This window comes from Paenibacillus sp. UMB4589-SE434 (genome assembly GCF_030226685.1).
In the GTDB taxonomy this organism is placed as follows: domain Bacteria; phylum Bacillota; class Bacilli; order Paenibacillales; family Paenibacillaceae; genus Paenibacillus_B.
In genome coordinates this window covers 38,380-64,233 of record NZ_JASOYK010000001.1, presented here as the reverse complement: position 1 = coordinate 64,233, position 25,854 = coordinate 38,380, and the positions used below count along the sequence as shown (strand labels likewise).

Below are 25,854 nucleotides of genomic sequence, written 5' to 3'. Positions count from 1 at the left end.
GTGCTGTCCCAAGCATCAATTGCGACGAATCGCAACGTTATCTTATTTTTAGTCCGTTTACTAGTAGCACTCATTACTTCTAAAGTGTAGGAGGATGTATCATGCTAGACACGATAATCAAGCACGCCCGCATCGCGGACGGTAGTGGAAACCCTTGGTACTGGGGAGAAGTGGGCATCAAGGATGGGCATATTACGCATGTTGGAGGATCAGGCTCCATTGACGTAGAAGCACGTCACGTGCTGGATGCATCCGGCGATTTACTCGCGCCAGGCTTTATCGATGGCCATTGTCACTCTGATCTGATGATTATGGATTATCCAGAAAGCGGCATCAAGATGCAGCAAGGCGTAACCGCCGAGATTGTAGGCAACTGCGGCCTAGCACCAGCGCCGTTTATCCCTGAACGCGCAGATCTGCTTCGCGAGTACATTACGCCGGTTATCGGCAGCACGAATAAGCCGTGGACATGGCGGACGGTCGGACAATTTATGGATGCGATTCATGCCAGTCGGCCAGCGGAGCATATGGCTACTTATGTTGCGCATGGAGCTTTGCGGATCGGTGTGATGGGCTTCGAGAACCGGCCGCCAACTGAGGTTGAGATGGAAGCGATGAAGGCAATCGTTCGCGAAGGAATGGAATCAGGTGCCATCGGGTTATCGATCGGTCTCCTGTACGCACCAGGCAGCTACGCTACCAAACATGAAATTGCTGAGTTATGCCGCGTCGTGGCCGAATTTGGCGGCTTGCTTTCTACCCATATTCGTGGTGAAGGACGCCACCTTCTCCCTTCCATTGACGAAGTGATCTGGATTGCCGAACAATCAGGTGTCTCGCTTCACGTTAGTCACCTAAAAGCTGCTGGACGCAGCAATTGGGGCAAAGTACTTGAAGCACTTGATCGAATCGAGTCAGCTCGGGCACGCGGCATGGACGTCACCTGCGACGTCTATCCTTATCATGCCGGCTCAACTACATTGACTACTGTGCTGCCTCCTTGGATTTTGGAAGGTGGTCTAGCAGGAGTACTCGAAGCACTGCAGCAGCCAGCCATTCGCAAAAAGCTGCACGAGGAATTAGCTGAGGAACAGGAAGATTGGGACAATCTAGTAGCATCAACTGGCTGGCACAGCGTAGTCATCTCTGCTTTGCAGACAGCGGCTAACAAAGAGCTTGAAGGCAAATCTATCGCTGAAGTTGCTGAGCTTAGAGGGGTCCATCCGATAGATGCTATGATGGACTTACTGCTGGAGGAAAGCGGAAAGATAACCATTGTATATTACCACATGGATAATAATGATATAGAGCAAGTGATTCGTTATTCACAATCATTGGTCGCTTCTGATAGTCTGCACTGCGAGACAGGTAAGCCGCATCCACGGCTGTACGGGACATTCCCGCGGCTATTTGCCAAGTACGTTCGTGAGCGCAAGCTCATAAGTCTAGAGGATGCTGTACGGAAAGTAAGCTCGTTCCCTGCCGCCCGCTTCCGGCTTGGCAAGCGTGGACTGCTTGTCCCTGGATATGCGGCTGATCTCGTATTATTTAACCCGGAGACGATTCAGGATCAGGCTACTTTCGAGGACCCACGTCAGTATCCAACTGGGATCTCACATGTGTTTGTTAACGGGCAATGGACGATGGAACACGGGCAATTCCGTGATGTCTACGCAGGCTCCATGCTGCGTGCCGCAAGTTCAGTACATGGCTGCTGTCAACACCATGCTCACTCACAGGCATAAAGCAAGACATATATTAGCCGCTTACATGAGTTATCTCTCGTATGGCGTCAACGCAACATGTTATGCCGGATTATGTTATGAACGAGTTGATTTCTATTTTATTTAAAGGAGACATCATCATGGGACAAATTGAAAAGCGCTTAAACGAATTGGGAATTACACTACCGGAGGTTGGCGAGCCAAAGTTCTCTTATATTCCAAGCCGCCGTACAGGTAATTTGGTCTATACTTCCGGCATGGATTGTCGGGTAGATGGCGTACTTATTCACGAAGGAAAAGTAGGCTCTGACCTCACAATCGAGCAAGGACAAGAAGCAGCACGTCAATGTATCATTAATGCGCTGGCCGTCATTAAGAAAGAAATTGGCTCTCTCGACAAAGTAAAGCAAGTTGTCAAAATGCTTGCATTTGTTAACAGTGCTCCTGGATTTGGTGACCAGCCTTACGTCATCAATGGCGGTTCCAATCTCTTAATTGAAGTATTTGGTGATGCTGGTCGTCACGCCCGTTCTGCGATCGGCACAAGTGATCTGCCGTTCCACACACCGGTTGAGATAGAGATCATCGTTGAAGTAGCAGACGAATAATTGTAAACCTATCCGTTATTGGTTATCAGGCATCGGATTCGCGCACGCTGTACTCTACAGCGCTCGCGAGTCCGGTGCCTTTTGTGTTGGCACCAAAGTATCCTATCTTCCGATGGACACCATCCCGTTTCCCCGTGACAACATTTAAACCGCTTAACGTGTAATATAATACCATTTGCCAAGATTAAGCTTTGGCGTTAAGGTAAGTACGTTAACATTATATACTTCGATACACAAAAGCATAGAAGCGTGTAAGCGAGAAAGTGTTTTGCCTTCACACTTGATTCCTGGGTTCAGCTTGCTTACTCACTTCTAACTGGGCGTTCACATAAAGGAGAGGACATCATGGATTCACAGCACACAACCATTCAAAAGGAACAACTTAAATCGGTCACATTCAGGCAAAGCAGCATTATTATTATTATCGTGATGAGTTGGATCTTGATTACAATATTAGGCTTAGGGGCTGCTCCCCATATGCCATTACTGATTGCTGCAGCCGCAACTGGAATCATGCTGATGATATTCGGACAAAGCTGGGATCAAGTGGAACAAGCCATCGTCAAAGGACTTCATTCCTCTGTTCAACCTGCTATGGTGCTCATTCTGATTGGCATCTTGATTGCTGTATGGATGATGAGTGGTACTGTGCCAACGCTGCTTGTTTATGGCACTTCATTTTTCCAGCCGGAATGGTTTGCGCTGAGTGCTATGCTGCTTACTGTTATCGTATCGATGTGCGTAGGCAGCTCACTTACTACTGTAGGCACATTCGGCGTTGCTCTAGTTGGTATTGCATCATCGATGGGTCTTAATCCTGCACTCATTGCAGGCGCAGTAGTCTCTGGTGCGTGTTTTGGGGACAAGATGTCCCCCTTATCCGATACGACTAATTTTGCCTCAGCAATAGCCGGTGTTAAAATGACGGATCATATTCGTAATATGACCAAGACTACCGTTCCTGCCTTTCTGATGGCCTGTGCAGCATTTATTGTATGGGGTCATTCGGATTCAGCTGACATGACGCAGCTAGTTGTGATGAAACAAGCGATACAAGATGCATTTCAGATTCATATTGTTACGTTACTGCCGCTTGCAATTGTCATGATCGCTGCGATAAAGCGAGTTCCGATCGTATTAACGATGCTAGCTGGAATCGCAGGAGGTTTATTCGTAACTGGGTTCGTGCAGCATAACTGGAGCCTTGGGGAATGGCTTCAGGTGATGCAGGCTGGTTATAACGGTACGTTCCACAATGAAGCAATAGCAGCTATCGTCAACCGAGGTGGTGTGCAATCAATGATGTGGTCTATCTCCTTGATTGCGATTGCATTTGCATTTGGAGGGCTTTTGCAGCATGGCGGTGTCATCCAAGCGCTCTTTACCCGCTTGATTGCGCCTGTTAAGAAAAAAGAAACGCTAGTCGTATCCAGCGGAATCAGTTCCATCGGGGTAAACTTAATGACAGGTGAACAATACATGTCAATCCTTCTGCCGGGTCAAATGTTTAAGGATGAATATGAACGCCGCGGCATTCCCCGCCTCACCCTATCACGGACACTAGAAGACTGCGGTACGCTTGTGAATCCGCTAATTCCTTGGGGTGTAAGTGGTGCAATGATGACAAGTGCATTAGGAATGAGCGTCCTTGATTATACACCTTACGCCTTTTTCCTTTGGATTTCGCCACTTTGTACATTCGCATTTGCGCTGCTGCCTGGCCTGAAGCGCAGCACGCTGCAGGAGAAACAATAAAGCAATAAAAATAATAAAGTTGCAGACTGCTCGATCTCATCGACGGTGCTGCAGCTTTATTTTCATTTCACCACATGCATCTTCGAAAATGTGCTCCACATTACTATACTGTAGATCTGATGCGTATTACAAAAAAAGTTAACGGGTATTGGTACTAACGTACTTAAATGAATATATCTAATTTGAATCTTGATTCGCTCCAATTCGCATTCATTCCTCTGTTATACCGGATCAATCTTCATAACTGGTAACAAGGCAGGCTGATATTCTTTACGATAGCTGGACGGTGCCATCCCGAACCAACGTTTATACATCTTCGAAAAGTACAACGCATCATTATACCCAACTGAGGAGGCCACCTGTTCAACAGCCAGCTTTGTTGTCATGATTAGCGTTCGTGCTCGCTCCATCCGCAGCCTTATAAGAAGCTGAATAGGTGACTCCCCTGTAAGCTCGTGAAACATTTTAGAAAAATACGTCCGATGATAACCAAACTGCTGGGCTAAACTTTCAATAGAAATAGGTGTTGAGTAACGAAGTGTAATGTAGCGTACGGCTTGCTCCACCTGCCGCTCGATGTCAGAACGAACCTCCGAGGTCCCTAATCGTTCAAGGTGTGACGCCCTGCTGTATTCTGCCAACGCTAATCTAGCATGCGCCTCTGCCTCCAGATCACCGCTGATTCCTCCTTCTCTAAGGGCAGATTGCACCTTCTTGAATGCCAACTCCACTTTCATCGACCTGGCAGGATGTACAACCGGTGCATGTGGTCCGATACCGATATCTGCCAGCATTCCTTCAATATGCGTACCTCTCAATGCAAACCATCGATAGGCCCACGGCTCCTTGTCATCTGCCACATACCGGAACAGCTCACCAGGAAATATAAAAAAGCTGTCGCCTTTCCCCAAATCATAAGTAGTCCCTCGCATCGTCAACCTACCATAACCAGATTGAACACAATGAATCAATATATAGTCGAGTACAGTCGGACCTACATCATGACCGTTGTCCGTCTGCGATTGTCCGCTGAATAATACCGTAATTTCGCCTTTGCTTGGCGCATCGTTCATGATAAAGCTCAACTTCTCCGACACGTCAACGCCTCCTTGATGAGGGATCTAATACTACATTCATTTTATCGTGTTTGATGAAAAAAGAATACATAATTCCATATGTTGAATGATTTTACCCCTGTCAACATGCATTCGCTTCCGTTTACTCTATAAGTACGAAAGCATGAACTAACTGCATGTATGAGGGATTTCGAATTTATTTACCATGATCTATCACTTAAATTCGAAAATTCCCCACACTACAACAATACTATTGATTTGAGGAGTGAAATTGATGTCTAAAATAACTTTTCTAGGTGCCGGCAGCACTGTATTTGCTAAAAATGTATTAGGCGACTGCATGCTGACTCCTGCTCTGCAAGATTTTGAATTAGCCTTGTACGATATTAATGCGGAAAGACTGGCTGATTCTGAGCGCATGCTGCTTAACCTGGTAAAGACAACCAGAAGTTCCTGCCGCATCGTTGTCTATCATAATCGTAAAGAAGCGCTTCGCCATGCCAAATACGTCGTTAACGCCATCCAGGTCGGAGGCTATGAACCTTGTACAGTAACTGATTTTGAAATCCCGAAGAAATACGGACTTCGCCAGACGATCGCTGATACGGTCGGTATCGGCGGTATATTCCGCAATCTGCGTACCATACCTGTCCTGCTTGATTTCGCTAAAGATATGCAGGAAGTCTGTCCTGACGCTTGGTTCCTAAATTACACAAATCCAATGGCGGTATTAACCAACGTCATGAACACCTACGGAGGTATCCGTACCATTGGATTGTGCCACAGTGTGCAATCGTGCATACCTGATCTGTTCTATGATCTCGGCCTTGATGTAGAAGGCGTACAATCCCATATCGCTGGCATTAATCATATGGCTTGGCTCCTTGAAGTATCCAAGGATGGGGTGGACCTGTACCCCGAAATTAAGCGCCGTGCGTTAGAGAAGCAGCAGAACAAGCATCATGACATGGTCCGTTATGAATTAATGTTTAAGTTTGGGTACTATGTGACTGAATCATCCGAGCACAGTGCTGAGTACCATCCATACTTTATTAAAAGCACTGCACCTGAATTGATTGAACGTTATCATATTCCATTGGACGAATATCCAAGACGCTGCGTCAGCCAAATAAATAGCTGGAAACAGCTCCGAGAACAACTAATTCACAATAAAGAGTTAGAACATGAGAAAAGTGGGGAATACGCTTCCCGTATTTTTGAGGCCATGGAGACCGGCGTGCCATTTAAATTTGGCGGCAACGTCATGAATACTGGCTTAATTACGAATTTACCATCCGAGGCTTGCGTAGAAGTACCTTGCTTTGCTGATCGAAGCGGGATACACACTACTCATATTGGAGCGCTTCCTCCACAGCTTGCAGCGTTAAATCGTACGAATATCAATACACAACTACTGACAATTGAAGCAGCCATAACGAGCAAGAAAGAGCATATTTACCATGCTGCTATGCTTGATCCGCATACATCAGCTGAATTAACTTTGGATCAAATTGTAGCCCTCTGCGACGACTTGATCGAAGCCCACGGCAGCTGGCTCCCCCTGTTTCAGTCATAACAGATAACTGCATTCCACCTCAAATCATGTCAATAAACGAACATAATAATTAGACTACGGGGTCTTAACCTCTTAATGCAGAAGAAAACACTGTCTTATCCTTGCAACCAACGGAAAGCAGCTACACAAGAAAGCCGTGTATGAAGTTAACCAACTTCGTACACGGCTCCCAAACCATTCTATTGTGAATCGGCTTTGCTGTCAGCACTGCTGCTGAGCTTGTACGTTCAAGTACAACCACCTAAGCTGACTTTTAGCACGCTCGATACTTACTCTCCTTGTGTATGACGAGGTCCTTCGCTACTTGCTGCCGACACCGATGCCTTCTCTTGTACACGTTTCTTCTTCACAATCATACCTACTACCAGCACAAAGGCAATAACTACGGCCTCAAAACCGTATTTGATTACCGGGTTGACAAAGAAATCTTTCAGGAACGCTTCGCCAACAAACATCTTCGCAGCCGTCCAACCTAATACCGCAGAACCGATCATAATAATCCATGGGAAACGCTCGATTAATTTGAGAACGACCGTACTGCCCCAGACTACAATCGGAACGGAGATAGTCAGACCAAGCACAACCAGCATCATACTGCCGTGAGCCGCGCCAGCGACAGCAAGCACGTTGTCCAGCCCCATTGCTGCATCGGCAATAATGATGGTACGGATCGCTGCCCACATGCTAGTTCCAGACTTAACGTCATGTTCCTTCTCCTCAACAAGCAGCTTGATCGCTATCCAGATAAGGAGCAGACCACCCACGATGAGAAGGCCAGGTATTTTTAATAAATACACGACCCCCATCGTTGCCGCGATCCGTATAATAACAGCACCGATTGTTCCCCAAATAATAACTTTCGTCTGATCTTGCTTTGGCAAGTTGCGTGCTGCCAAGCCGATCACAATGGCGTTATCGCCCGCGAGCACAAGGTCGATAATCACGATCGACATCAATGCTGTCCAGAATTCTGCAGTAAATAATACGTCCATTTCTACTCCTCCTCCTAAAACTTTACCCCTAGTATGATCGCATGAAAAAGCCGTTACCCACAAGGCAACGGCAAACAAATTAATAAAAAGACCTTCACCGTTGTGGGCAAAGGTCTCGCAAACAACAAAAATCGTTGCCAGCAAAGCCGAGGATCGCGCCCGCGTATCCCGTAATGACGACTTTACTGTACCTGCTACTCCCCTTAAAGAAGTTATCATGTTTTGATGTGTAACTTATAATAGCATGCGTTATTTATAACTTCAACACTAAAATAACTTTTATTTCAAATTATTAGTTGTTTCCCAGCGTTGAAGTGGTGGTTATAATTGGTTACACTACATACATGTACGATTAAGGAGGTTGACAGAATGGACAATATAACACCACAACTGGAAAAGGCTACATTTGCTGGCGGCTGCTTTTGGTGTATGGTAACTCCATTTGAGCAGTTGCCTGGCATTTACGGCATCGTGTCTGGTTATACCGGAGGTCATACGGATCAACCAACGTATAAAGAGGTTTGTTCCGAGACGACAGGACATGCCGAAGCGGTACAGATTACATTTGATCCTCAAGTGTTCCCTTATAAGGCACTGCTTGATATATTTTGGCAGCAAATCGATCCTACGGACGAAGGCGGGCAGTTCTACGATCGAGGCTCCTCGTATCGATCCGGGATATTCTACCATAATGAAGAGCAGCGCTCACTTGCTGAGCAATCGAAGCGGGAGCTGGATGCGAGTGGCAGATTCGATCAGCCAATTACAACGGAGATCGTTCCTGCAAAGGAATTTTTCCCGGCAGAAGAATATCATCAAGATTACCATAAGAAGAACTATGCACATTACAAACGATACCGGACAGGCTCAGGCCGCGATGCTTTTATGGCCAAACATTGGGGAGTTAGTGCTGAACAGAAAGCCGGCCTTAAAGAAAAGCTGACTTCCATGCAGTATCATGTCACACAGAACAGTGGTACCGAACCACCGTTCCAGAATGAAATGTGGAATCATAAAGAAGAGGGCATCTATGTTGATATCATATCAGGCGAGCCCTTGTTCAGTTCCAAGGACAAGTATGATTCAGGCTGTGGCTGGCCAAGCTTTACCAAGCCGCTTCGTCCTTTTCATGTGGAAGAGAAGCTTGATGTGTCACACGGTATGGTTCGCACGGAAGTGCGCAGTCGATTTGCCGATTCACATCTTGGCCATGTATTTGACGATGGCCCAGGCCCTGAGGGATTGCGATATTGTATTAACTCAGCTTCACTCCGCTTTATCCCTGTCTCCAAGCTGAAAGAAGCGGGATACGAACAATTTCTGGCTATGTTTGCTTAAATCCTTCGCATAACCCACACACCCTACGCAGCTTAAAGCTGTCGTAGGGTGCTGTTATGAATCATATACAACTATCGTAAATTTAATGATTTATCACTAGGCGCTGTCATTTGCATTTGCTAGATATTTATACTAACTTCACAAGCCTCGCTGCATGATCTGTCCTCGTTCCATCTGATACACCATACGCTGCAATAACTCCATCATTAACTGCTGCTCATAGTTGCTGCATGTTGACAGCGGAAATCCAACTACCGCTGCACTTTCTTCTTGCCACATCGTGCACTTTTCAAGTGATTCCGCCGTCAAAATCATCCGCTGCGAACCGTCGCCTTGTGCATCAGGCAGCAGCTCAATCCAACCGTCGCTTATTAGTCCCTGAACGATGCCTGTCATAGTTGGACGATCGATATACAATCTAGCGCCAATTGCAGCTATCGTCACCTTCCGATTCCTATCGGGCTTCACTTCTTGTGCATATATCTCCCTCATTACAGCCCATTGCTGAAAGCTGATATGATGTTCAGCAATTCGGCGCTGCAGTTCCACACGGAGCAGCAGGGCAGACTTCTGTAATGAAAATTCCGGCCTTGCTCCTCCAATCATGACAGCCCTCCATTTGGATCAAATCCATAGTCACGTGATTAGTTTATAAGTCGACAATGTCTATAAAGTACATTTAACCTTATCCAACTAACATCGAATGACAATACCTGTCTTATCATCCGCACATTTAAAACGTGGCACATTCACGCACAACGGATCAGACTGCTCAAACTGTTCCAAGCGTGTCACATAACTCTCGATGCCCATCTCCAGCAGTTCGCTGATCCACTTAGAGGATAATGGGGCCGCTGTTCGATTCCTACCTTTCTCGCCAATGCCGAGGTTATAACGATTAATCCATGGATATATCCCATCGCTTATTAACACTATCGCATTAATACCATCAAGGGGAAACGAGCCATACTCCAGCAGCTTCTCAAGCTCGGGATCACCATTAATGACACTATAGCCTTCAGCTATGTTTGCATGCAGTCGATTGTGATACAACTGCTCCACTACCATATCGGTCTTGACATGGCTTTGCCAGGCTGCTTCATCCATCATCCATAGGGTCAAAGCCTTTGCATCAAATCGGTCCACTCCATCTCGGGTTATTTCCCTTACAGTGCCGTCTTTATATTGAACATATATCATACAATCCCCGCTCTGGATCCAATAAACCCGACGTCCTTTAACGAGTACACCCGCATGAACAGCCCCAATTCGTTGTTCAGGCTGCTCATATGCAATCCCATGCTCAATCATCCACTCATGCAGACGGTTGTTTGCAGTCAAGGTCATCTCTTTAAGCAGACTACAACCAATTAAGCCGCCATTCCTTGTGTTAGGTGCACCAGGATGCTGCTCCTGAGCCTCCACTTCCTCGAAAACGCCTTGTACCAATTGTGCCGCTGCTGCCCCTGCTGTTCGCCCTTTTTCATCACGATAGGTTGTCAGTCCAGATACACCGTCAATAACAACATATAATCCACGCGTTGGATCGGCTACATACCCATCTTCATTGCAAATGCCCTCTCCTTTACGACACACGATAGAAACGGTTTGCATCTGGTTTATCTTAGTGGACGGCTCATCATCACTTCTCATTGCACTCCCTCTTCCCTAAGCAGACGAGCAATATCTACACTTTGCCCTATTCGCGAGCTTTGAATAGCTGCAAATACCATCGCTGTACTGTAAATATTGTTGGAGCTATCCGTTTCAGGCTTCCGTCCCTCTTCCAACGCATCAAACATTTCGTCCAAGCAACCCCAATGCCCCTCATTTACCATTGGCTGGGCGGACCCGCTCCTACGTTGGATACTCCCATTGCGAGCATCCATATATTCAGCCTCGATGTGATCCGCACCATCCCACAATAATGTTCCATGGCTGCCAATCAATCGCCAGCTTGACTCCCAGGCAGTAGGGAAACCTTGCGCGCACCAGGAGCCGCGGTACGAAAACCGTACTCCATTGTCCATCTCAAAAATAGCGACAGCATTTGCACTCCCGTTATACCACGATCCATCAGGGTTCCACTCCTGACAAGTAACCGTTTTCGGTGTTGCTCCTGTAAGCAGTCTTGCTTGATCAAAAGTATGAATCGCCATATCAAGAATCAGCGGACTAGCCATTTGCTCGCGGAATCCACCGAAACGCGGGCCTAGAAAAAAATCAGCATTTATCATTCCCATCTGGCCGATGACACCTGTTTGCAGCAGCTGCAGCGCTCCTCTTATATTCTTGTCATATCTGCGATTTTGCATTATTGCGTATGTCTTCTTCGTCATCTTTGACAAATTCATAAGCTCTACGGCTTCTCTCATCGTAGCAGCCATCGGCTTCTCGCTGAACACATGGCATCCTGCCTCAAGTGCTGTGCCCGTAACACTGCGACGAGCAGCTGGAATTGATACATCCATAACTATATTAGCACCACCGCGTCGAATGGCTTCACGAAGATCCGAATACAAACCGCATTTTAAATGATACGTCTCCGCCAGATGCAAACTTGCTTCTGGGTTGACGTCCACTAAGCCAACGATTTCGACATTCTGCCGCTGTAACGCATATTCAACCCACTTTTGAGACATTTGACCGCATCCCGCAACTACGATTCGCCAGTTCATCCAGATGTCATCTCCTATCGATAGTTAATTGATTATCCTGAACGTACAGCCATTTGTTATGGTCTATGTGTCGATTTCGCCATCCATACCGGAATTCCTGCCTGAATATGCAACATGCCGACATACAAATGAACAGTATGTCGGCACCTATGAACTGATACTATGAATGCTTAATGATGGTGTCCGCTTCCTTGGCCGCCAAGCCAAACAGCGCCATCAAAAGGAGCGTTACGATGATGTATAACATAAACATCGGGATGGACATCGCATAAAATATGGTCGGTGATATGAGCGCAAACCCGACCATAATCGTCGAACAAGCTAAAATAATGGAAAAATACATACCTCTGCGACGAGCAGTGCGTGCAAGTACAGGCTTATGATAACGAATGGCCCAATCTCTTAATCCATTACATACAAACCATACAAGCAAAATGTTAAAAACGGTAACTAAAACGCTGCGGCCTACCGCAAACCAAGCTAGAAATGCCGCGCTCTGATAGGCGCCAAGTAAGGGCTCGATTAACTCATAAAAAGCCAGAACGATTAAAAGCGGCAATATTTTTTTGGCATGGGTGAAATGTGGTGATTCATTTATTAGTTTCCCCAAAGCATTCATAATAACGAGCAATCCGACGATATCAGGTAAAATATCGATGCCGTTTACCGAATAATCGATAAAAAATAAAAAACCCCATTGAATTTGCTTAAACGCTTTCTGGATCGTTGACATGTCTGATGACTGAGCTCCCTTTCTCAACTGTTATCCGTATAGTATAACAATTCTGTTAGGCTACGTGCAATGAAGTTGGAGTAGTATGAACCGTTTTCCATCATTCGGTAGCATCTTTATCGTGTAGTCAGACTACTTTTCAAGTATAATGGAACATGGTATACATACGCGTGTTCAAGTTATTAAGGAATCAGCTTACTCAGGAGGATCAAGGCATGGCAACTATTAAGATTTTTTCGGATAGCACTTGCGATCTGCCCAAATCTTTAATCGAACAATATGATATTGGCATTGTGCCCCTATATGTTACATTTGGAGATCAAGATTTTCGCGATGGTGTAGATATCGATCCCAGGAAGTTATATGAAATGGTGGATGCTACAGGAAAGCTGCCTAAGACTGCGGCTCCCTCCCCTGGAGATTTTGCGAGCGCATTCGAACCTTATGTGAAGGAAGGCCGCGACATTATTTATATCGGCCTCTCCTCTCACTTATCCTCTACCATCCAAAACGCTGGTATTGCTGCGCAAATGTTAGAGGGCGAGCCCGGCAAGATAACGGTGATCGATTCATTAAATCTTGCTACAGGCGTCGGTCAACAAGTATTAAGGGCCGCACGGCTTGCTGAGTCAGGACAAGAAGCAGCTGCTATTGAGGCACATATTGTAGAGATGCGGAAGTATATCGAGACGGAGTTTATTATCGACACGTTAGATTATTTGTACAAGGGCGGTCGCTGCAGCGGTCTGCAAAATATTATCGGCACACTGCTCCGTATCCGTCCAGTCATTAAAGTGCTGGACGGCAAAATGACGCCGACAAACCGTGTACGCGGCAAACGCGATAAAGCTGTGGAGCAATTGCTGAACAACGCGTTAAGCCTCAAAGATCAGATGGATAATGATACGATCTTTGTCACTCATTCGTTCTCAGATGAGGACGCTCAGTTTGTACAGCATAAACTCAAGGAATTAACTGGGGCTAAGCATGTATACATCTCTTACACGGGATGTGTTATTTCCAGCCACTGTGGAACCAATACAATTGGTATCGTATTTGCAAAGAAATTCTAGTAACTACCTAAAAAGACGCCTGCTGAACCTTATTATTCGGGCTCAGCAAGCGTCTTTTTTACTTATTATGTAATTCTCAAGCTAGAGCGGCCATAAACGTGTTATCACCTTGCCTTCAACCAGCGACAACGGGATTGCACCGAACACACGACTATCTTTACTATTTCCTCGATTGTCGCCTAGTACAAAAACAGCATCTTCAGGCACAACAATTGGAAATTGTACCTGCACAGGAAATGTAGGGCTTGATACGTAAGGCTCAATTTGCTCGCTGCCGTTTACTAGTAGCTTGCCTTGCCGAAGTTCCAGCTTGTCGCCCGCAATTCCAACCACACGTTTAATGAGGCGAATATCTTCATCCGGATCTTGCAAAATAACGACATCTCCACGCTCTGGCTTCGCAAAATGATACAACCACTTGTTCTCCAGCAGCCTATCACCTTCATGGTAGGTTACTTCCATAGAATGCTGTTGCACTACAATTTGCGCATAAGCTACTTTCTGAATGACAAGACTAACACCTATAGTTATAAGCAAGATAACGACATACTGCCTTATACTGCGTAAGCTCATCTCGTACACCTCCCGTTCTATTACTGTGATCTACGGTAGTGATTCAGTTCAGCAGCCAGACTCGCACCTCATTAATCATACACATAATCATTATACTACCAGTAAATACCACAATCAAAGTATGGCGGGCTTAAGGTTTTGCTGTACGCTTTCGCTTGCATTTACGTGCAGGAATACGAATTTGTACTGCTGTTCCCACACCTACGGCACTAAAGATCGATACTCCGTATTCCTCGCCATACTGCAGCTTGATACGTTGATCTACGTTGCGGACACCGTATCCCGTATTCACATGCTCCTGCGGATCAAATATCTGATCAATACGTTCTTGCCTCATACCAATACCATCATCTATCACTCGGAATAAAATATCATCACCCACTAAAGTACCTACAATTCGAATATGGATCCGATCACCGCACCAAGCATGTTTTAGTACATTTTCGATAAACGGCTGCAAAATGAGCTTAATCGTCTCATATGGCCACACATTCGCATCGATATCAAACATTACAGACATTCGGTCACCATATTTAATTTTTTGAATCTGTAAATAGGCATCTGCTTGCTCAATCTCAGAAGGGACCGGAATCATCGTTCTTCCATCATTTAAAGTTAATCTATAAAATTTGGCAAGACCGAATACCATCTGCTGCAGCTTATCAGTGTCACCAAACTTCGCCAAACGATTAATAGACGATAACGTATTGTACAAGAAATGAGGATTGATTTGGGACTGCAGCATTTCCAACTCGGCTTCCTTTTTCTGCAGCTGAGTAAGATACACTTCTTTAATTAATGACTCAATATTTTCTCCCATATCATTAAGTGCTGTCGCAATCTGAGAAAACTCATCCTTCCCCCGATACGAAATTCGTTTATGTAGATCACCCTCGCGAATGGCGTTAAGTACAGATACAAATTTGTTAATTCGAATCGCAAAAAAGCGGGAAATAAAAATACCAACAAAAGAGAATACGATAAAGCATAACAAGCACATCGTAATAATAAACATACGGACTTTAAAAGAGTCCTGCTCAATAATCGTTATCGGTACAAGCGCAACCAACTGCCAGGACTGTTTCCCCACCGTTTCCGTTATCGTTAAATAATTTTCGTTTAATTGCTGCTCATCCATATAATTGCTTGGAAGTTCTCCAGACTGATACAATTTACGACCATACTCATCCTTAATGAAAAGAACACTGCCATTGCCAATCTTTGAGTAGTTCATGCTCTCAAATAGTTCCTGTATGCCAACATTAATCCGTAGAAAACCGACCTCATTTAGACGAACTGGGTTGTAAGTATCAATTAACCTCCGCAGTAAAGAGATACGATTGTTCACGGTATCCTGCTCTATCTGCCACCATTTCATCGTCTCGCCATATTTCTCTTCAGGATAATCCATGTACCATTTCTTCTCTTTAATTCGACTCATATGATAAATATCATAAGATGAAAAGCTAAAATCAGGATTCTCATTGCTAAATGTATACCTGTATCTTTCATAGATCGATTCATTTTTAAGAAACACTGACATCCAAAACTTCATCCCCGTTGACTCGGTTACTGCCTGAAACTTGGGGAAAATCGCATTAAACATGCGGTCATAATTTTCCCAACCTTCTTCAAAATGTCGTAAATATTGATAGAAGTCAAAATCTCCATATAACAAAGAAGAGATACGTGTTATCTCTTGCATCCTATATTCAATGTTGTCACGAATTTGCAATAATGTACCCTGAATATTGGTTCTGGTATGCTTGCGAATGGAATCTTCATACATCGAATGTGAGACAAAGCCGATAACGGACACAGGAATGATAATAAAAAGCATATAGGTCAGCATTAGCTTATATCCAATTGGTAAATATCCGAGTTGTTGTCCCCTCTCATTCATTGCATCCATCCCCTATCACGTTTCCCGCTTCCGATATTCCATAGGCGTCATGCCGAAAGCCTCTTTAAACTGTCTGCTGAAATAAGGAAGATAGCGATAGCCTACTAGACTTGCAATCTCGTATATTTTGGTTGACGGTTCTCTTAGCAGCTCACGTGCGCGTTCCATCCGAAGCTGAATGAGCACTTCACTAAAGGACTTTCCTGTCTCTTCCTTAAACAAAAAGCCCAAATAGTTGGGAGAAAATGAAAATTGATGAGCTATATCTTTAAGTGTTATATTTTCATGCATGCTGTCTTTCATCGTCTGCATAATTTCACGGATCAATCTATTATTTTTGGAGTTGGATTTCTGTCTTAAATGCTCCGATATCTCAAATGTTTTCCGAACTAGCCAGGACCGAATGTCATTTATGGTGTCAAATTGGAGCAGAATATCAAGATTATGTAGCTCCATGCCTAAAATTTCGAAAATGTTCTCTTCTGCTGCCTTTAAATGCTGATCCAGCTTCCATATGATATGCATCGCCAAATTATGTACTGTAAACTTCGATCTCAGCCTACTTACGGAATCAAATAACTTGTCAATCTCATCATAAATCTGAACAAGCTCATACTCCGTCAATGCTTTTAGCAGAGCCTCCATACGAACATCTAACGTTTGCGCGTCCAGCATTTCTGGTTTACGGCTTACTGTCTCATACATAATCAAGTTACCCTTGCCAATAAACATTTTGCCGTCAACAGCCTCCATCGCTTGTCTGTAAGATACTTGAAGCTGTTCCAAAGCATCTACAGGTTCACCTACTCCAACGGTCATCGTTACCGGGAACTTCTCACGTATAGCTGCATACATATCTTCCATGAAGGAGAACCTGTTATGATCATGAACCAGCAGAACGATTCTCTGCGACGATAACTTACACCAGTGCGGCATGTTGTGCTTTCTGCTAATCTCTCCAACCTCATACAAGAAGTTTCTTGACACAGCTTGCTGAGACAAATTGTTCTCCTCTTGTACCCAAGACAAGTAATCAAGCTCCAACACCGCGATACGGATCGGCCAATCCAACTTGTTTAAGCCATATGAACTTACTAGCTTCTGTACTCCTTCGTGCCGTGAATCCTCCCAATCACCTTCAAACAATCGAATTAACAGATCATTTTTGGCCATTGGAATCATATGCTGATAGGCTTCTTCCGTTTCACGACGCTTGCGCTCATCATCCAGATCTTGCTTGACTTTTTGAAGCACAGCAATCAATTCATTGTCGTCCATTGGCTTTAGCACATAACTATATGCTTTTAGCGAAAGCGCTTGCTTCACATAACTAAAATCTTGGTAACCGCTTACAAATATAATACGAATCTGCGGCTTTTGCTCAATAGCAATACGAGCAAGCTCAAGGCCTGACATATTAGGCATATTTACATCACTCACAATGATGTCAATTGGATGCTGCTCTAACATCTCACACGCCACAAATGCGTTATTAACTGCGGCTACAACTTCCATACCCAGTTCATTCCAAGGAATAAATTGTTTCATTCCTTCCAGATCAAGCATTTCGTCGTCTACCAACATCACGTTGTACATGAATGCAGCCCCCCTAAGACGTGCAGTCAGACTCTTCTCTAAATTGCAACATTTCCCTTTTCCAAGTATACCAATTCCTTATCTTATTTAACAGTTTTTTTGTAACGCCATATATCTATTTTAAAGTACTAACAAATAAAACGAAGGTTTGCCAATTTAGCAAACCTTCGTCTTCAGGACTAATTATTTACCCATTGCTTTTTTGTTTTCAGTCCATACTTTAGTAATGTGCTCTAAATATTTGTCAAATCCTACTTTTACCGAATCATCATGTGCTTTATCAATGATTGCTAAAGCTTCTTCATCACTCTTTGCATACATCGCTTTAGCGCGTGCAGTAAGCCAGATGTCTTTTACGCTTTGACGTATAATACCTTCTTCACTATCAGAGGACGGCTCCCAGTCTAGGAACTCAGTGAAGTCACCTTGCGATGCCCACGTAACTTCCATCTGCCAACGTGTACTAAAGTCGATTTTGTCAGCCGGAAGAGTGGACAACATTTGTTTCTTCGTATTGTCCAAATACACCGTATTACCTACCCATACCAAGTTACCAGCATTACCTTGCACATCTGCAAGTGCTTTTGAGTCACTTAAATATTTGTCTTTGTTAAATTTAGGTGTAATTCCATCTGCTTCAAAACCATTCCAATAACCATCTGCTCCTGGAGGACCCCAGTTCAGAACCATCGAACCTTCTGGACCAGTCATCCAATCCAGCATTGCAAAAACAGCTTCAGGATTTTTGGCATTTTTCGTAATAGTTGCAACGTTCCAACCTAATTGGTTGTAAGTACCTGGCAAGATTTTGTTTTGATCTAAACCTGGCTTAGCAACTGGTTTGATAAACATGTAGCCATCATTTGGATCTTTCTTCTTTAATTCGGCATCTGCAACAGAAAGCATTTTTAATGGATCAAATGTTGCAATTACAGCAAACTTACCATTCATAGCTTTCTCTCTTACTTGATCTTCCGTTTGTGTATTCGCATCTTGCGTCATCAATTTCTCACGCATTAACTTTGCTGTGTAGACTACAGATTCACGGAAACCAGGATCTTTGTAGATGGAGACGATTTTGTCTCCCTCTGGAACACCGTAAAATCTAGTGTAGGACAAGTTATCTTCTTTAAAGGAAGAGAAGATTTGGTCGATACCGTGACCATCTTTAGCTAATCCCGTCTCAAATGGTATTACATCCGGGAACTTGGCTTTAACAGCTTTAAGGTATGCATACAAGTCATCCGTTGTTTCCAATTTAGGAGATCCGAGCGCTTTGTAAATCTTAGTATTGATAGCGTAACCAGCGTTTCCGTTCGGTTGAGTAGTGTAATAGTTAGGCAATTGATAGATCTTTCCGTCCGGAGAACGCAGCAAACCTAAATGCGCTTCGGTTAAGTACTTCTTAAAGTTAGGGTATTTGTTAATGTAGTCATCCAAAGGCACAAGCATGTCTGCTTGACGAAGACGCTCTACGTCCATACCTTTATCCGTCCAGATCACATCAGGAAGCTCGTTTCCTGCAATCATCGTCTGCAGCTTCTGAGCATTATTACCTCCAGAGCTAACAGCAGTTACGTTAAGTTTTTTATTGTCCAAAATCCATTTTGTTGCTGTGTCTTTGCCCCATTTTGGCATTTGGTACCAGCCATAGTTACCATAGAATGATACTTCAAGCGGTTCTTTGCCAAGTTCATAAAGAGTACTTGCTTGTTCTTTGCCTGGATCTGTCTTTGTCTCGTCTGGCGTAGTAGGCTGTGTTGATGATCCTGAATTACTGCTGCAGCCTACCATTAACGTAATAACCATCAAAATGGACATCACATTAAGAAGCAACTTTCTCTTGTTTTTCACTGACATTTGCCCCTTTCAAATGTTAATCTATGTTTAAAGCTTGTAGCTCTAAACTCATGAGTACATATGAAGCTCAACTTACATGCAGACTACTCTTTCAAGGAACCAACCAAGACCCCTTTAACAAAATACTTCTGCAGGAATGGATACACACAGACGATTGGAAGTGTTGCGACCATAATCGTGGCCATCGTTAATGACTTCGACGTAATCGTCTTAGCTGCGTTCAAGCGTGCCAGCGCACCGGCATCCAGATTAGATATTTGCTCAGATGCTATGTTAGAGAACAAGATCTGTCTTAATACCGTTTGAATCGGCAACAGATTCTCATTGGTAATGTAGATACTCGCTACGAACCACTCATTCCAGTGAGCAATTGCTGTAAATAAGGCTAACGTTGCGATAACGGGTCCTGACAGTGGTAATACAATTCGGAAAAATGTCCCCCAGTTGCCGCAGCCGTCAATCTTAGCAGACTCTTCCAAGCCTTGCGGTAGTCCTTGGAAGAACGTTCGGAATATAATCATATTCCATACGCTTATTAGTGCCGGTATAATAAACACCCAGAATGAGTTAAACAAACCAAGACCTTTAATTAACATGTACGTTGGAATAAGTCCTCCACCGAAGTACATTGTCACGATACACATAATCATATAATATTTGCGTCCCATCAATTCACGCTTTGACATCCCGTACGCAAATATCGAAGTAGCCAATATCGCTGTAACCGTCCCGATAACCGTTCGGAGAGCAGCGATCATAAATCCGTTCATCAATCGCGAGTCTTCAAACACGATCTTATAGTTCTCTAATGTAAACTCACGTGGCCAAAATGTGATTCCGCCTTTGGAGGTGTCCATCCCTGCATTAAAGGAGATAACGATGGAGTTCCAGAACGGATAAAATGTTGAAAACGCCAGCAAAGTCAGAAATACATATATAAATGCGGTGAAGAGACGGTCTCCTATACTATCTCGTATCATTATTCAGTCCTCCTCGAATTAAGTGATTCATTACCACAAGCTATTACCGGATCTTCTGGCAACGAAGTTAGCAAATGTGAGTAAGGTTACGCTGACGATGGACTTAAACAGTCCAATGGCAGTCGCATAGGAGTACCTATAATTGTCTATACCTATTCGAACGACATATACATCAAGTGAGTCAGATACTTCTCGAAGTGCTGGGTTGGAAGCGAGAATCAAAATATCCTCAAACCCGGCATTCAACAGGCTTCCAATTGCTAATATCATAAAGATAACGACAACAGGCATAATGCTCGGAAGCGTAATCAAATACATTTGCTTAAAGCGGCTCGCGCCATCCATAGAAGCTGCTTCATACAAGTGAGGATCAATACCTGCAATGGCCGCCAAGTACACGATAGAGCCAAACCCAATCTCTTTCCATACATTCGTAGTAACCAAGATCGACCAGAAGTACTCCGTCATGGACAAGAAATTAATCGGTTCATTAATTAACTTTATTTTCTCTAGCAGCATATTTACACTACCGTTATCCACCGATAACATCGATGTAACCATGGATCCAATTACAACCCAGGACAAGAAGTGAGGCAAATAAGTAACGGTCTGTATGACACGCTTAAACACCATCTTACGAACTTCATTTAGCATTAGGGCCAAAATAATAGGTGCTGGGAATCCAAAAATAAACTTCAGGAAACTGATAACGATCGTATTACGCATTACTGGGTAAAATTCCGGTGAATTAAAGAAGTAAATAAAATGCTTAAAGCCTACCCAATCGTTATTTAATAAGTTGGAACCCATCTTATAGTCCTGAAAAGAAATAAGTAATCCATACATCGGAATATAAGCAAACACAAAAACTAAAGCAAGTGCCGGCAAAACCATTAATTGAATATCTATTTGAGAAAAAAATCGTTTAAGTGTACTCTTTTTGGGCTTGTCGAGATTCAATCCTGATCCCGTCTCTGGTACGGCGGTTGCCTTCGCCATGCTCGAATCCCTCCTACGTATATAGTGTGATGAAAGTACAAGCGTTTTAACTAATGGCAGCATAAAACTTCTACAGTACGCATACACGATGGCCTTCTGTCTATTTAAGGCCTACTTCCCCACTCTCTCCCTCCATCTCAACTAATGTCTGTAATCCCTTATCCTGACCTAACGTCACTGCCCGTTTAACGTCATCATGTATCTATCTCGCTTGCTTCCTTTGTTATCATTTTATTATCTAAGCGCTTTCATTGATATATGACGAATCAACGATTATTGATACTTATTAATGATCTTTATCATTTTTTTAGATTCAGGTTCAGCATCCGCGAAACTGACCGTTGTTTTTGCTTGTTAATGGTAAAAGCCTGACAAAGTAAATGCTTCCTTGAGGGAAGAGAATGTTTGCAATTTTGCGATCTCTGTTAACTAAAAGGTGCGAGGCCAGAAGTCTTACATACTCCTGATTGAATTAGCGGTATAAGCTACTGCCTTATCCTATGCTTGTATTCAGCTTAAGTATGAGTATTTCTGTTGCTGCTCGCGTATTCATAAATTAATTATAACAGCTTAAAGGAAATAAACTCTTTAGTAAAACTTTAACCCATAAAAAAACAGCAGTCCAAGAATATTCTTGAACTGCTGTTGCAGATAACCGCGTCTCACATAGTCTGAACCATGTATCGGTTGTTATTAATGATAAGAAGCTGTAAGCACTCGGTATATTCTACCGTACCTTTCAGCTTACCTCTTCCCTGGCTCATACGGTTCCCCTAGGGCCGCAGGTGAGCTGGAACGCTTCGACGTAAAGATAAGCACAACAAGTGTCAATACGTATGGCAGCAAGTAGAATACTTCATTCGGAATAAATTTTGCTGCTTCTACGATCTGCATTTGATCCTTCAGCGCTTGCGCAAACCCAAAGAATATAGCCGCGCCCAATGCACCGATCGGATGCCAGCGACCGAAGATAACTGCCGCCAAGGCAATATACCCTTGACCGGATATCGTATGGAACGCAAAGCTGCTGTTTGCAGTTAATGTAACTGTAGCGCCACCAAGTGAAGCTACCATACCACCTGCAAGCACCGCAAGGAAGCGAAGGCGATTAACCCGAACCCCTGCTGTATCTGCGGAACCTGGATGTTCCCCAACTGCTCGCATCCGAAGTCCAAGCGGCGTATGGAACATAATAAAGTAGATAACAGCTGCCAGAATAAGCGCAATATAGGTAACCGGATATAACCGGAACAGCCCTTCCCCAACAATCGGCAGATCCGACAGAACTGGAATATACACTTTATTAAATACATGATTGAGAATTGGTGTTTCAGCTGCCCCATCAAACAACAGCTTCACAAGGAAGAACGTTGAACTGGATGCGAGCATATTAACAACTAGACCACTAATAACTTGATTCGCTTTAAATTTAACGGATGCAACAGCATGAAGCGCTGCAAATAACAATGTGAAGATTGGTGCTGCCAGAAACCCCATCCATGGAGACGCTGCTCCCAACCCCGCTTGCTCAGCATAATATGACACCACACCAGCAGTAAATGCGCCGGATACCATAAAGCCTTCCAAACCGAGGTTGATGACTCCTGTACGTTCTGTGATTAATCCGCCAAGTGCCGCAAAGATTAATGCAGTGGCAAATACAAACGTGCCATTAAGAAGAAACGCTATCATTTCCATTCGCATTCGCCCCCTTTCTGCCTTTGCGAGTACGCAGCTTGAAGAACATTCTTAGCAGACCTGGAGCCGCTGTAAAGAAAATAATAATACTAATAATCATCCGTACGACTTCACCTGGTACATCAGCACCAAAGCTCATACCTTGAGCTCCGTACATCAATGCGCCAAACAGTATGGCGGAGAAGAAAATACCAATTGCCGTGTTCATCCCGAGCAAAGCAACGGCGATACCGTCAAAGCCCAGTCCTGAAGTTGCCGGTGCAATTGCTACGTACTTAAACACGCCAAGAACTTCAAACGTACCAACCATGCCGCCCAGCATCCCCGATATGAAGAATGCACGCAGCACAGTGCTGTTTACTTTCATCCCTGCATAATGAGCCGCGTGACGGTTAGAACCAACTGCTCGAATCTCATATCCCCACTTTGTTTTGTTCATAAAGAAGGAATACCCAATAACAGCAATAATAGCAATGGCAAAGCCCCAGTGGATACGTGCTCCGTCCATCCAAGCTGACAAGGAATCAAGCTGAATGCTTGCTGACTCTTGAATCAGCTTAGAGCGACCTGTACCAGACTCCTCCATTAATGTACGAATAACAATGTGGCTGATATACAGCGCACACCAGTTCAACATAATACAACTGATAACCTCGTTAATGCCTCTGCTTGTCTTTAACCATGCAACCAACATTCCCCATAGGCCGCCAACCAGCGTACCAACGATCATTGCGACAATGCCATGAATCACAGGTGGAAGGCTAACGAAGTGTCCAACCAGCAATGCACCAATCGAACCCATTACGATTTGTCCTTCTACCCCGATATTAAACAGTCCGGCCCGGAATGCAACTGCGACTGCAAGACCTGTCATAATCAAAGGAACAACTGCTCGTAAAGTTTCACCAAAGTCATAACTGTTTCCTACAATTTTCTCAACAAGCGATTGGTATGCGAGCAGCGGATCATAGCCGCTGACTAACATTACAATAGCCCCGATTACTAGACCAATTACAATGGATAATAACGATATCCATACGGACTCTTGTCTTAGTCGGGTTACTAATCCCTTCATCTTAGACATGAGCAGATCCCCTTTCTAGCTTGCCTGCCATCATCAGTCCGAGCTCTTGCTCATTTGTTTGCTTAGGTGTTGTCTCGCCAACAATCTGCCCGTTAAAGATAACCAATATTCGGTCTGCAACGTTCATAATCTCTTCTAACTCAAAGGACACAAGCAATACGCCTTTCCCTGCATCACGCTCAGCAATAAGCTGCTTGTGTACAAAGGAAATCGCACCTACATCCAGACCGCGAGTCGGTTGGGCTGCAATAAGAAGACGCGGCTTGCGTTCGATCTCTCGAGCAATAATAATTTTTTGCTGATTGCCCCCAGACAGCGAACGCGCCAACACGCCGGTTCCAGGTGTACGAATATCATAATCCTGAACGTAACGTTCTGTTTCTTGTTTAATCTTGTCGGATTGAATGATACCTTTCTTTGTCCAAGGTGATTTGAAGTATGACTTCAATACCGAGTTCTCTTCAATTGTAAAATCTAGAACTAAACCATGTTTGTGACGGTCTTGCGGAATATGGCCAACCCCGATCTCTGATACATCACGCGGGTTACGGTTAGTCAGTTCGTCGCTACCAAGCTGAATCTTGCCTTTTTGCGTTGGGCGCATGCCGCTAATTGCTTCAACCAATTCTGTCTGCCCATTGCCATCTACACCTGCAATACCTACAATCTCACCGGCCTTAACTTCAAATGACAGCCCTTTCAGCATATCGTGCCCGCTATCATCCTTTGCCCATATATCCTGCACATGAAGCAAAGTCTCTGCTGGTTTCGCATCCTCTTTATCTACCGTCAACTTAACGTTATGTCCTACCATACGTTCAGCAAGCTGCTGAGGAGTTGTGTCTTTTACGTTCAACGTATCAATGACTTTCCCTCGGCGAATGACCGTACAACGATCTGCTGCTTCCATAATTTCTTTTAACTTATGGGTAATGACGATAATCGACTTGCCTTCTTTGGTCAGCTTGCGGAATATGCCAAGCAGTTCGCTTATTTCCTGCGGTGTTAACACAGCCGTAGGCTCGTCGAATATTAAAATGTCCGCGCCGCGGTACAATATTTTCATAATCTCAACACGCTGCTGCATTCCAACGGATATGGAATCTATCCTAGCGTGAGGTTTTAAGTTCAGCTTGTACATGTCAGACAGCTCTTGAATTCGTGCTGCCGCACTCTTTTTATCGAGACGAAGTCCTTTCTTCGTCTCCATACCAAGAATAATGTTTTCTGTTACCGTAAATGGAGGCACCAATTTGAAATGCTGATGCACCATCCCGATCCCATGTTCTATGGCAACACTTGGAGTATCCATCGTGAGCTGCTGGCCCTTAACCCATATTTCGCCCTCTTCAGGCTGATACAAGCCAAACACCATGTTCATCAAAGTCGACTTGCCGGCGCCGTTCTCTCCGAGAAGAGCTAATACTTCGCCTTTGCGAAGTTCCAGATCGATATGGTCATTCGCGACGAATCCGCCAAACCGCTTCGTCAGCCCTTTTAGCTGGAGCACGATGTCATGCTGCTCTGCCATAATTATTCCTCCTTATAAAGTTCCCCTGCCTCTATTCTCAAGACGGCAGGGGAATGTGCTGAACGATGTCAATGTTG

Annotated in this window: 22 protein-coding genes; 6 read left to right on the top strand and 16 right to left on the bottom strand. The window is 44.2% G+C overall.

What is annotated here, in order from left to right; genetic code table 11:
• The first annotated feature begins 101 nt into the window (after positions 1-101).
• A complete protein-coding gene (locus tag QP775_RS00265) occupies positions 102-1,745 on the top strand; it encodes an N-acyl-D-amino-acid deacylase family protein (RefSeq protein WP_239326962.1) in 1,644 nt (547 codons plus the stop codon).
• Between the two features lie 119 nt (positions 1,746-1,864).
• The gene (locus tag QP775_RS00260; RefSeq protein ID WP_239326960.1) at positions 1,865-2,332 is read left to right on the top strand and encodes a RidA family protein; all 468 of its coding nucleotides are present in this window, start codon (positions 1,865-1,867) and stop codon (positions 2,330-2,332) included.
• Positions 2,333-2,357: 25 nt separating this feature from the next.
• On the opposite strand, the gene QP775_RS00255 is transcribed toward QP775_RS00260, so the two are convergent.
• A complete protein-coding gene (locus QP775_RS00255; protein WP_239326958.1) occupies positions 2,358-2,507 on the bottom strand; it encodes a hypothetical protein in 150 nt (49 codons plus the stop codon).
• Positions 2,508-2,677: 170 nt separating this feature from the next.
• On the opposite strand from QP775_RS00255, the gene nhaC reads away from it, so the two are divergent.
• Complete coding sequence (gene nhaC, locus QP775_RS00250) at positions 2,678-4,087, top strand: Na+/H+ antiporter NhaC (protein ID WP_239326956.1); 1,410 nt, start codon at positions 2,678-2,680, stop codon at positions 4,085-4,087.
• 221 nt (positions 4,088-4,308) lie between these two features.
• Here the strand turns inward: nhaC and QP775_RS00245 are convergent, their stop codons facing one another.
• The gene (locus QP775_RS00245) at positions 4,309-5,184 is read right to left on the bottom strand and encodes an AraC family transcriptional regulator (protein ID WP_239326954.1); all 876 of its coding nucleotides are present in this window, start codon (positions 5,182-5,184) and stop codon (positions 4,309-4,311) included.
• Between the two features lie 253 nt (positions 5,185-5,437).
• On the opposite strand from QP775_RS00245, the gene melA reads away from it, so the two are divergent.
• Positions 5,438-6,739: an alpha-glucosidase/alpha-galactosidase gene (gene melA / locus QP775_RS00240; protein WP_285102712.1), complete on the top strand. Its 1,302-nt coding sequence runs from the start codon at positions 5,438-5,440 to the stop codon at positions 6,737-6,739.
• Positions 6,740-7,008: 269 nt separating this feature from the next.
• On the opposite strand, the gene QP775_RS00235 is transcribed toward melA, so the two are convergent.
• Positions 7,009-7,731, bottom strand: coding sequence for a TerC family protein (locus tag QP775_RS00235; protein ID WP_285102710.1), 723 nt, complete (start codon positions 7,729-7,731; stop codon positions 7,009-7,011).
• Between the two features lie 369 nt (positions 7,732-8,100).
• On the opposite strand from QP775_RS00235, the gene msrA reads away from it, so the two are divergent.
• Positions 8,101-9,069 carry a peptide-methionine (S)-S-oxide reductase MsrA gene (msrA, locus tag QP775_RS00230; RefSeq protein WP_285102708.1) on the top strand — a complete coding sequence of 323 codons (969 nt, stop codon included), beginning with the start codon at positions 8,101-8,103 and terminating at the stop codon, positions 9,067-9,069.
• Between the two features lie 138 nt (positions 9,070-9,207).
• Here the strand turns inward: msrA and QP775_RS00225 are convergent, their stop codons facing one another.
• From QP775_RS00225 to QP775_RS00210, 4 genes are all read right to left on the bottom strand, one after another.
• Positions 9,208-9,675, bottom strand: coding sequence for a MarR family winged helix-turn-helix transcriptional regulator (locus QP775_RS00225; protein ID WP_285102706.1), 468 nt, complete (start codon positions 9,673-9,675; stop codon positions 9,208-9,210).
• Positions 9,676-9,762: 87 nt separating this feature from the next.
• Positions 9,763-10,722 (bottom strand): protein phosphatase 2C domain-containing protein, encoded by a 960-nt coding sequence (locus tag QP775_RS00220; protein WP_285102704.1) that lies wholly within the window; start codon positions 10,720-10,722, stop codon positions 9,763-9,765.
• Entirely contained in the window at positions 10,719-11,747 is a 1,029-nt protein-coding gene (locus QP775_RS00215; RefSeq protein WP_285102702.1) for a Gfo/Idh/MocA family protein, read from the bottom strand. Before QP775_RS00215 ends, QP775_RS00220 begins: the two co-directional genes overlap by 4 nt.
• A gap of 160 nt (positions 11,748-11,907) precedes the next feature.
• The gene (locus QP775_RS00210; protein WP_285102700.1) at positions 11,908-12,480 is read right to left on the bottom strand and encodes a hypothetical protein; all 573 of its coding nucleotides are present in this window, start codon (positions 12,478-12,480) and stop codon (positions 11,908-11,910) included.
• A gap of 215 nt (positions 12,481-12,695) precedes the next feature.
• Here QP775_RS00210 and QP775_RS00205 point away from each other — a divergent pair, with 215 nt between their 5' ends.
• Positions 12,696-13,553 (top strand): DegV family protein, encoded by an 858-nt coding sequence (locus tag QP775_RS00205; RefSeq protein WP_285102698.1) that lies wholly within the window; start codon positions 12,696-12,698, stop codon positions 13,551-13,553.
• Positions 13,554-13,634: 81 nt separating this feature from the next.
• Here QP775_RS00205 and lepB read toward each other — a convergent pair whose 3' ends face one another.
• The 9 genes from lepB to QP775_RS00160 all read right to left on the bottom strand — a co-directional run bounded on the left by lepB (position 13,635) and on the right by QP775_RS00160 (position 25,777).
• Positions 13,635-14,126: a signal peptidase I gene (gene lepB / locus QP775_RS00200; protein ID WP_285102696.1), complete on the bottom strand. Its 492-nt coding sequence runs from the start codon at positions 14,124-14,126 to the stop codon at positions 13,635-13,637.
• Between the two features lie 130 nt (positions 14,127-14,256).
• Complete coding sequence (locus QP775_RS00195; protein ID WP_239326935.1) at positions 14,257-16,029, bottom strand: sensor histidine kinase; 1,773 nt, start codon at positions 16,027-16,029, stop codon at positions 14,257-14,259.
• A 15-nt stretch (positions 16,030-16,044) separates the two neighbouring features.
• Complete coding sequence (locus QP775_RS00190) at positions 16,045-17,625, bottom strand: response regulator (protein WP_239326933.1); 1,581 nt, start codon at positions 17,623-17,625, stop codon at positions 16,045-16,047.
• 183 nt (positions 17,626-17,808) lie between these two features.
• A complete protein-coding gene (locus QP775_RS00185; RefSeq protein WP_239326931.1) occupies positions 17,809-19,485 on the bottom strand; it encodes an extracellular solute-binding protein in 1,677 nt (558 codons plus the stop codon).
• 83 nt (positions 19,486-19,568) lie between these two features.
• On the bottom strand, positions 19,569-20,465 hold the full coding sequence (locus QP775_RS00180) for a carbohydrate ABC transporter permease (protein WP_239326929.1): 897 nt from the start codon (positions 20,463-20,465) through the stop codon (positions 19,569-19,571).
• A 30-nt stretch (positions 20,466-20,495) separates the two neighbouring features.
• Positions 20,496-21,464 (bottom strand): ABC transporter permease, encoded by a 969-nt coding sequence (locus QP775_RS00175; RefSeq protein ID WP_239326927.1) that lies wholly within the window; start codon positions 21,462-21,464, stop codon positions 20,496-20,498.
• Positions 21,465-22,208: 744 nt separating this feature from the next.
• The gene (locus QP775_RS00170; RefSeq protein WP_239326925.1) at positions 22,209-23,162 is read right to left on the bottom strand and encodes an ABC transporter permease; all 954 of its coding nucleotides are present in this window, start codon (positions 23,160-23,162) and stop codon (positions 22,209-22,211) included.
• Entirely contained in the window at positions 23,137-24,246 is a 1,110-nt protein-coding gene (locus QP775_RS00165) for an ABC transporter permease (RefSeq protein ID WP_239326923.1), read from the bottom strand. The genes QP775_RS00170 and QP775_RS00165 overlap by 26 nt, the downstream gene beginning before the upstream one ends.
• The gene (locus QP775_RS00160) at positions 24,239-25,777 is read right to left on the bottom strand and encodes an ABC transporter ATP-binding protein (RefSeq protein WP_239326921.1); all 1,539 of its coding nucleotides are present in this window, start codon (positions 25,775-25,777) and stop codon (positions 24,239-24,241) included. The genes QP775_RS00165 and QP775_RS00160 overlap by 8 nt, the downstream gene beginning before the upstream one ends.
• Positions 25,778-25,854 lie beyond the last annotated feature (77 nt).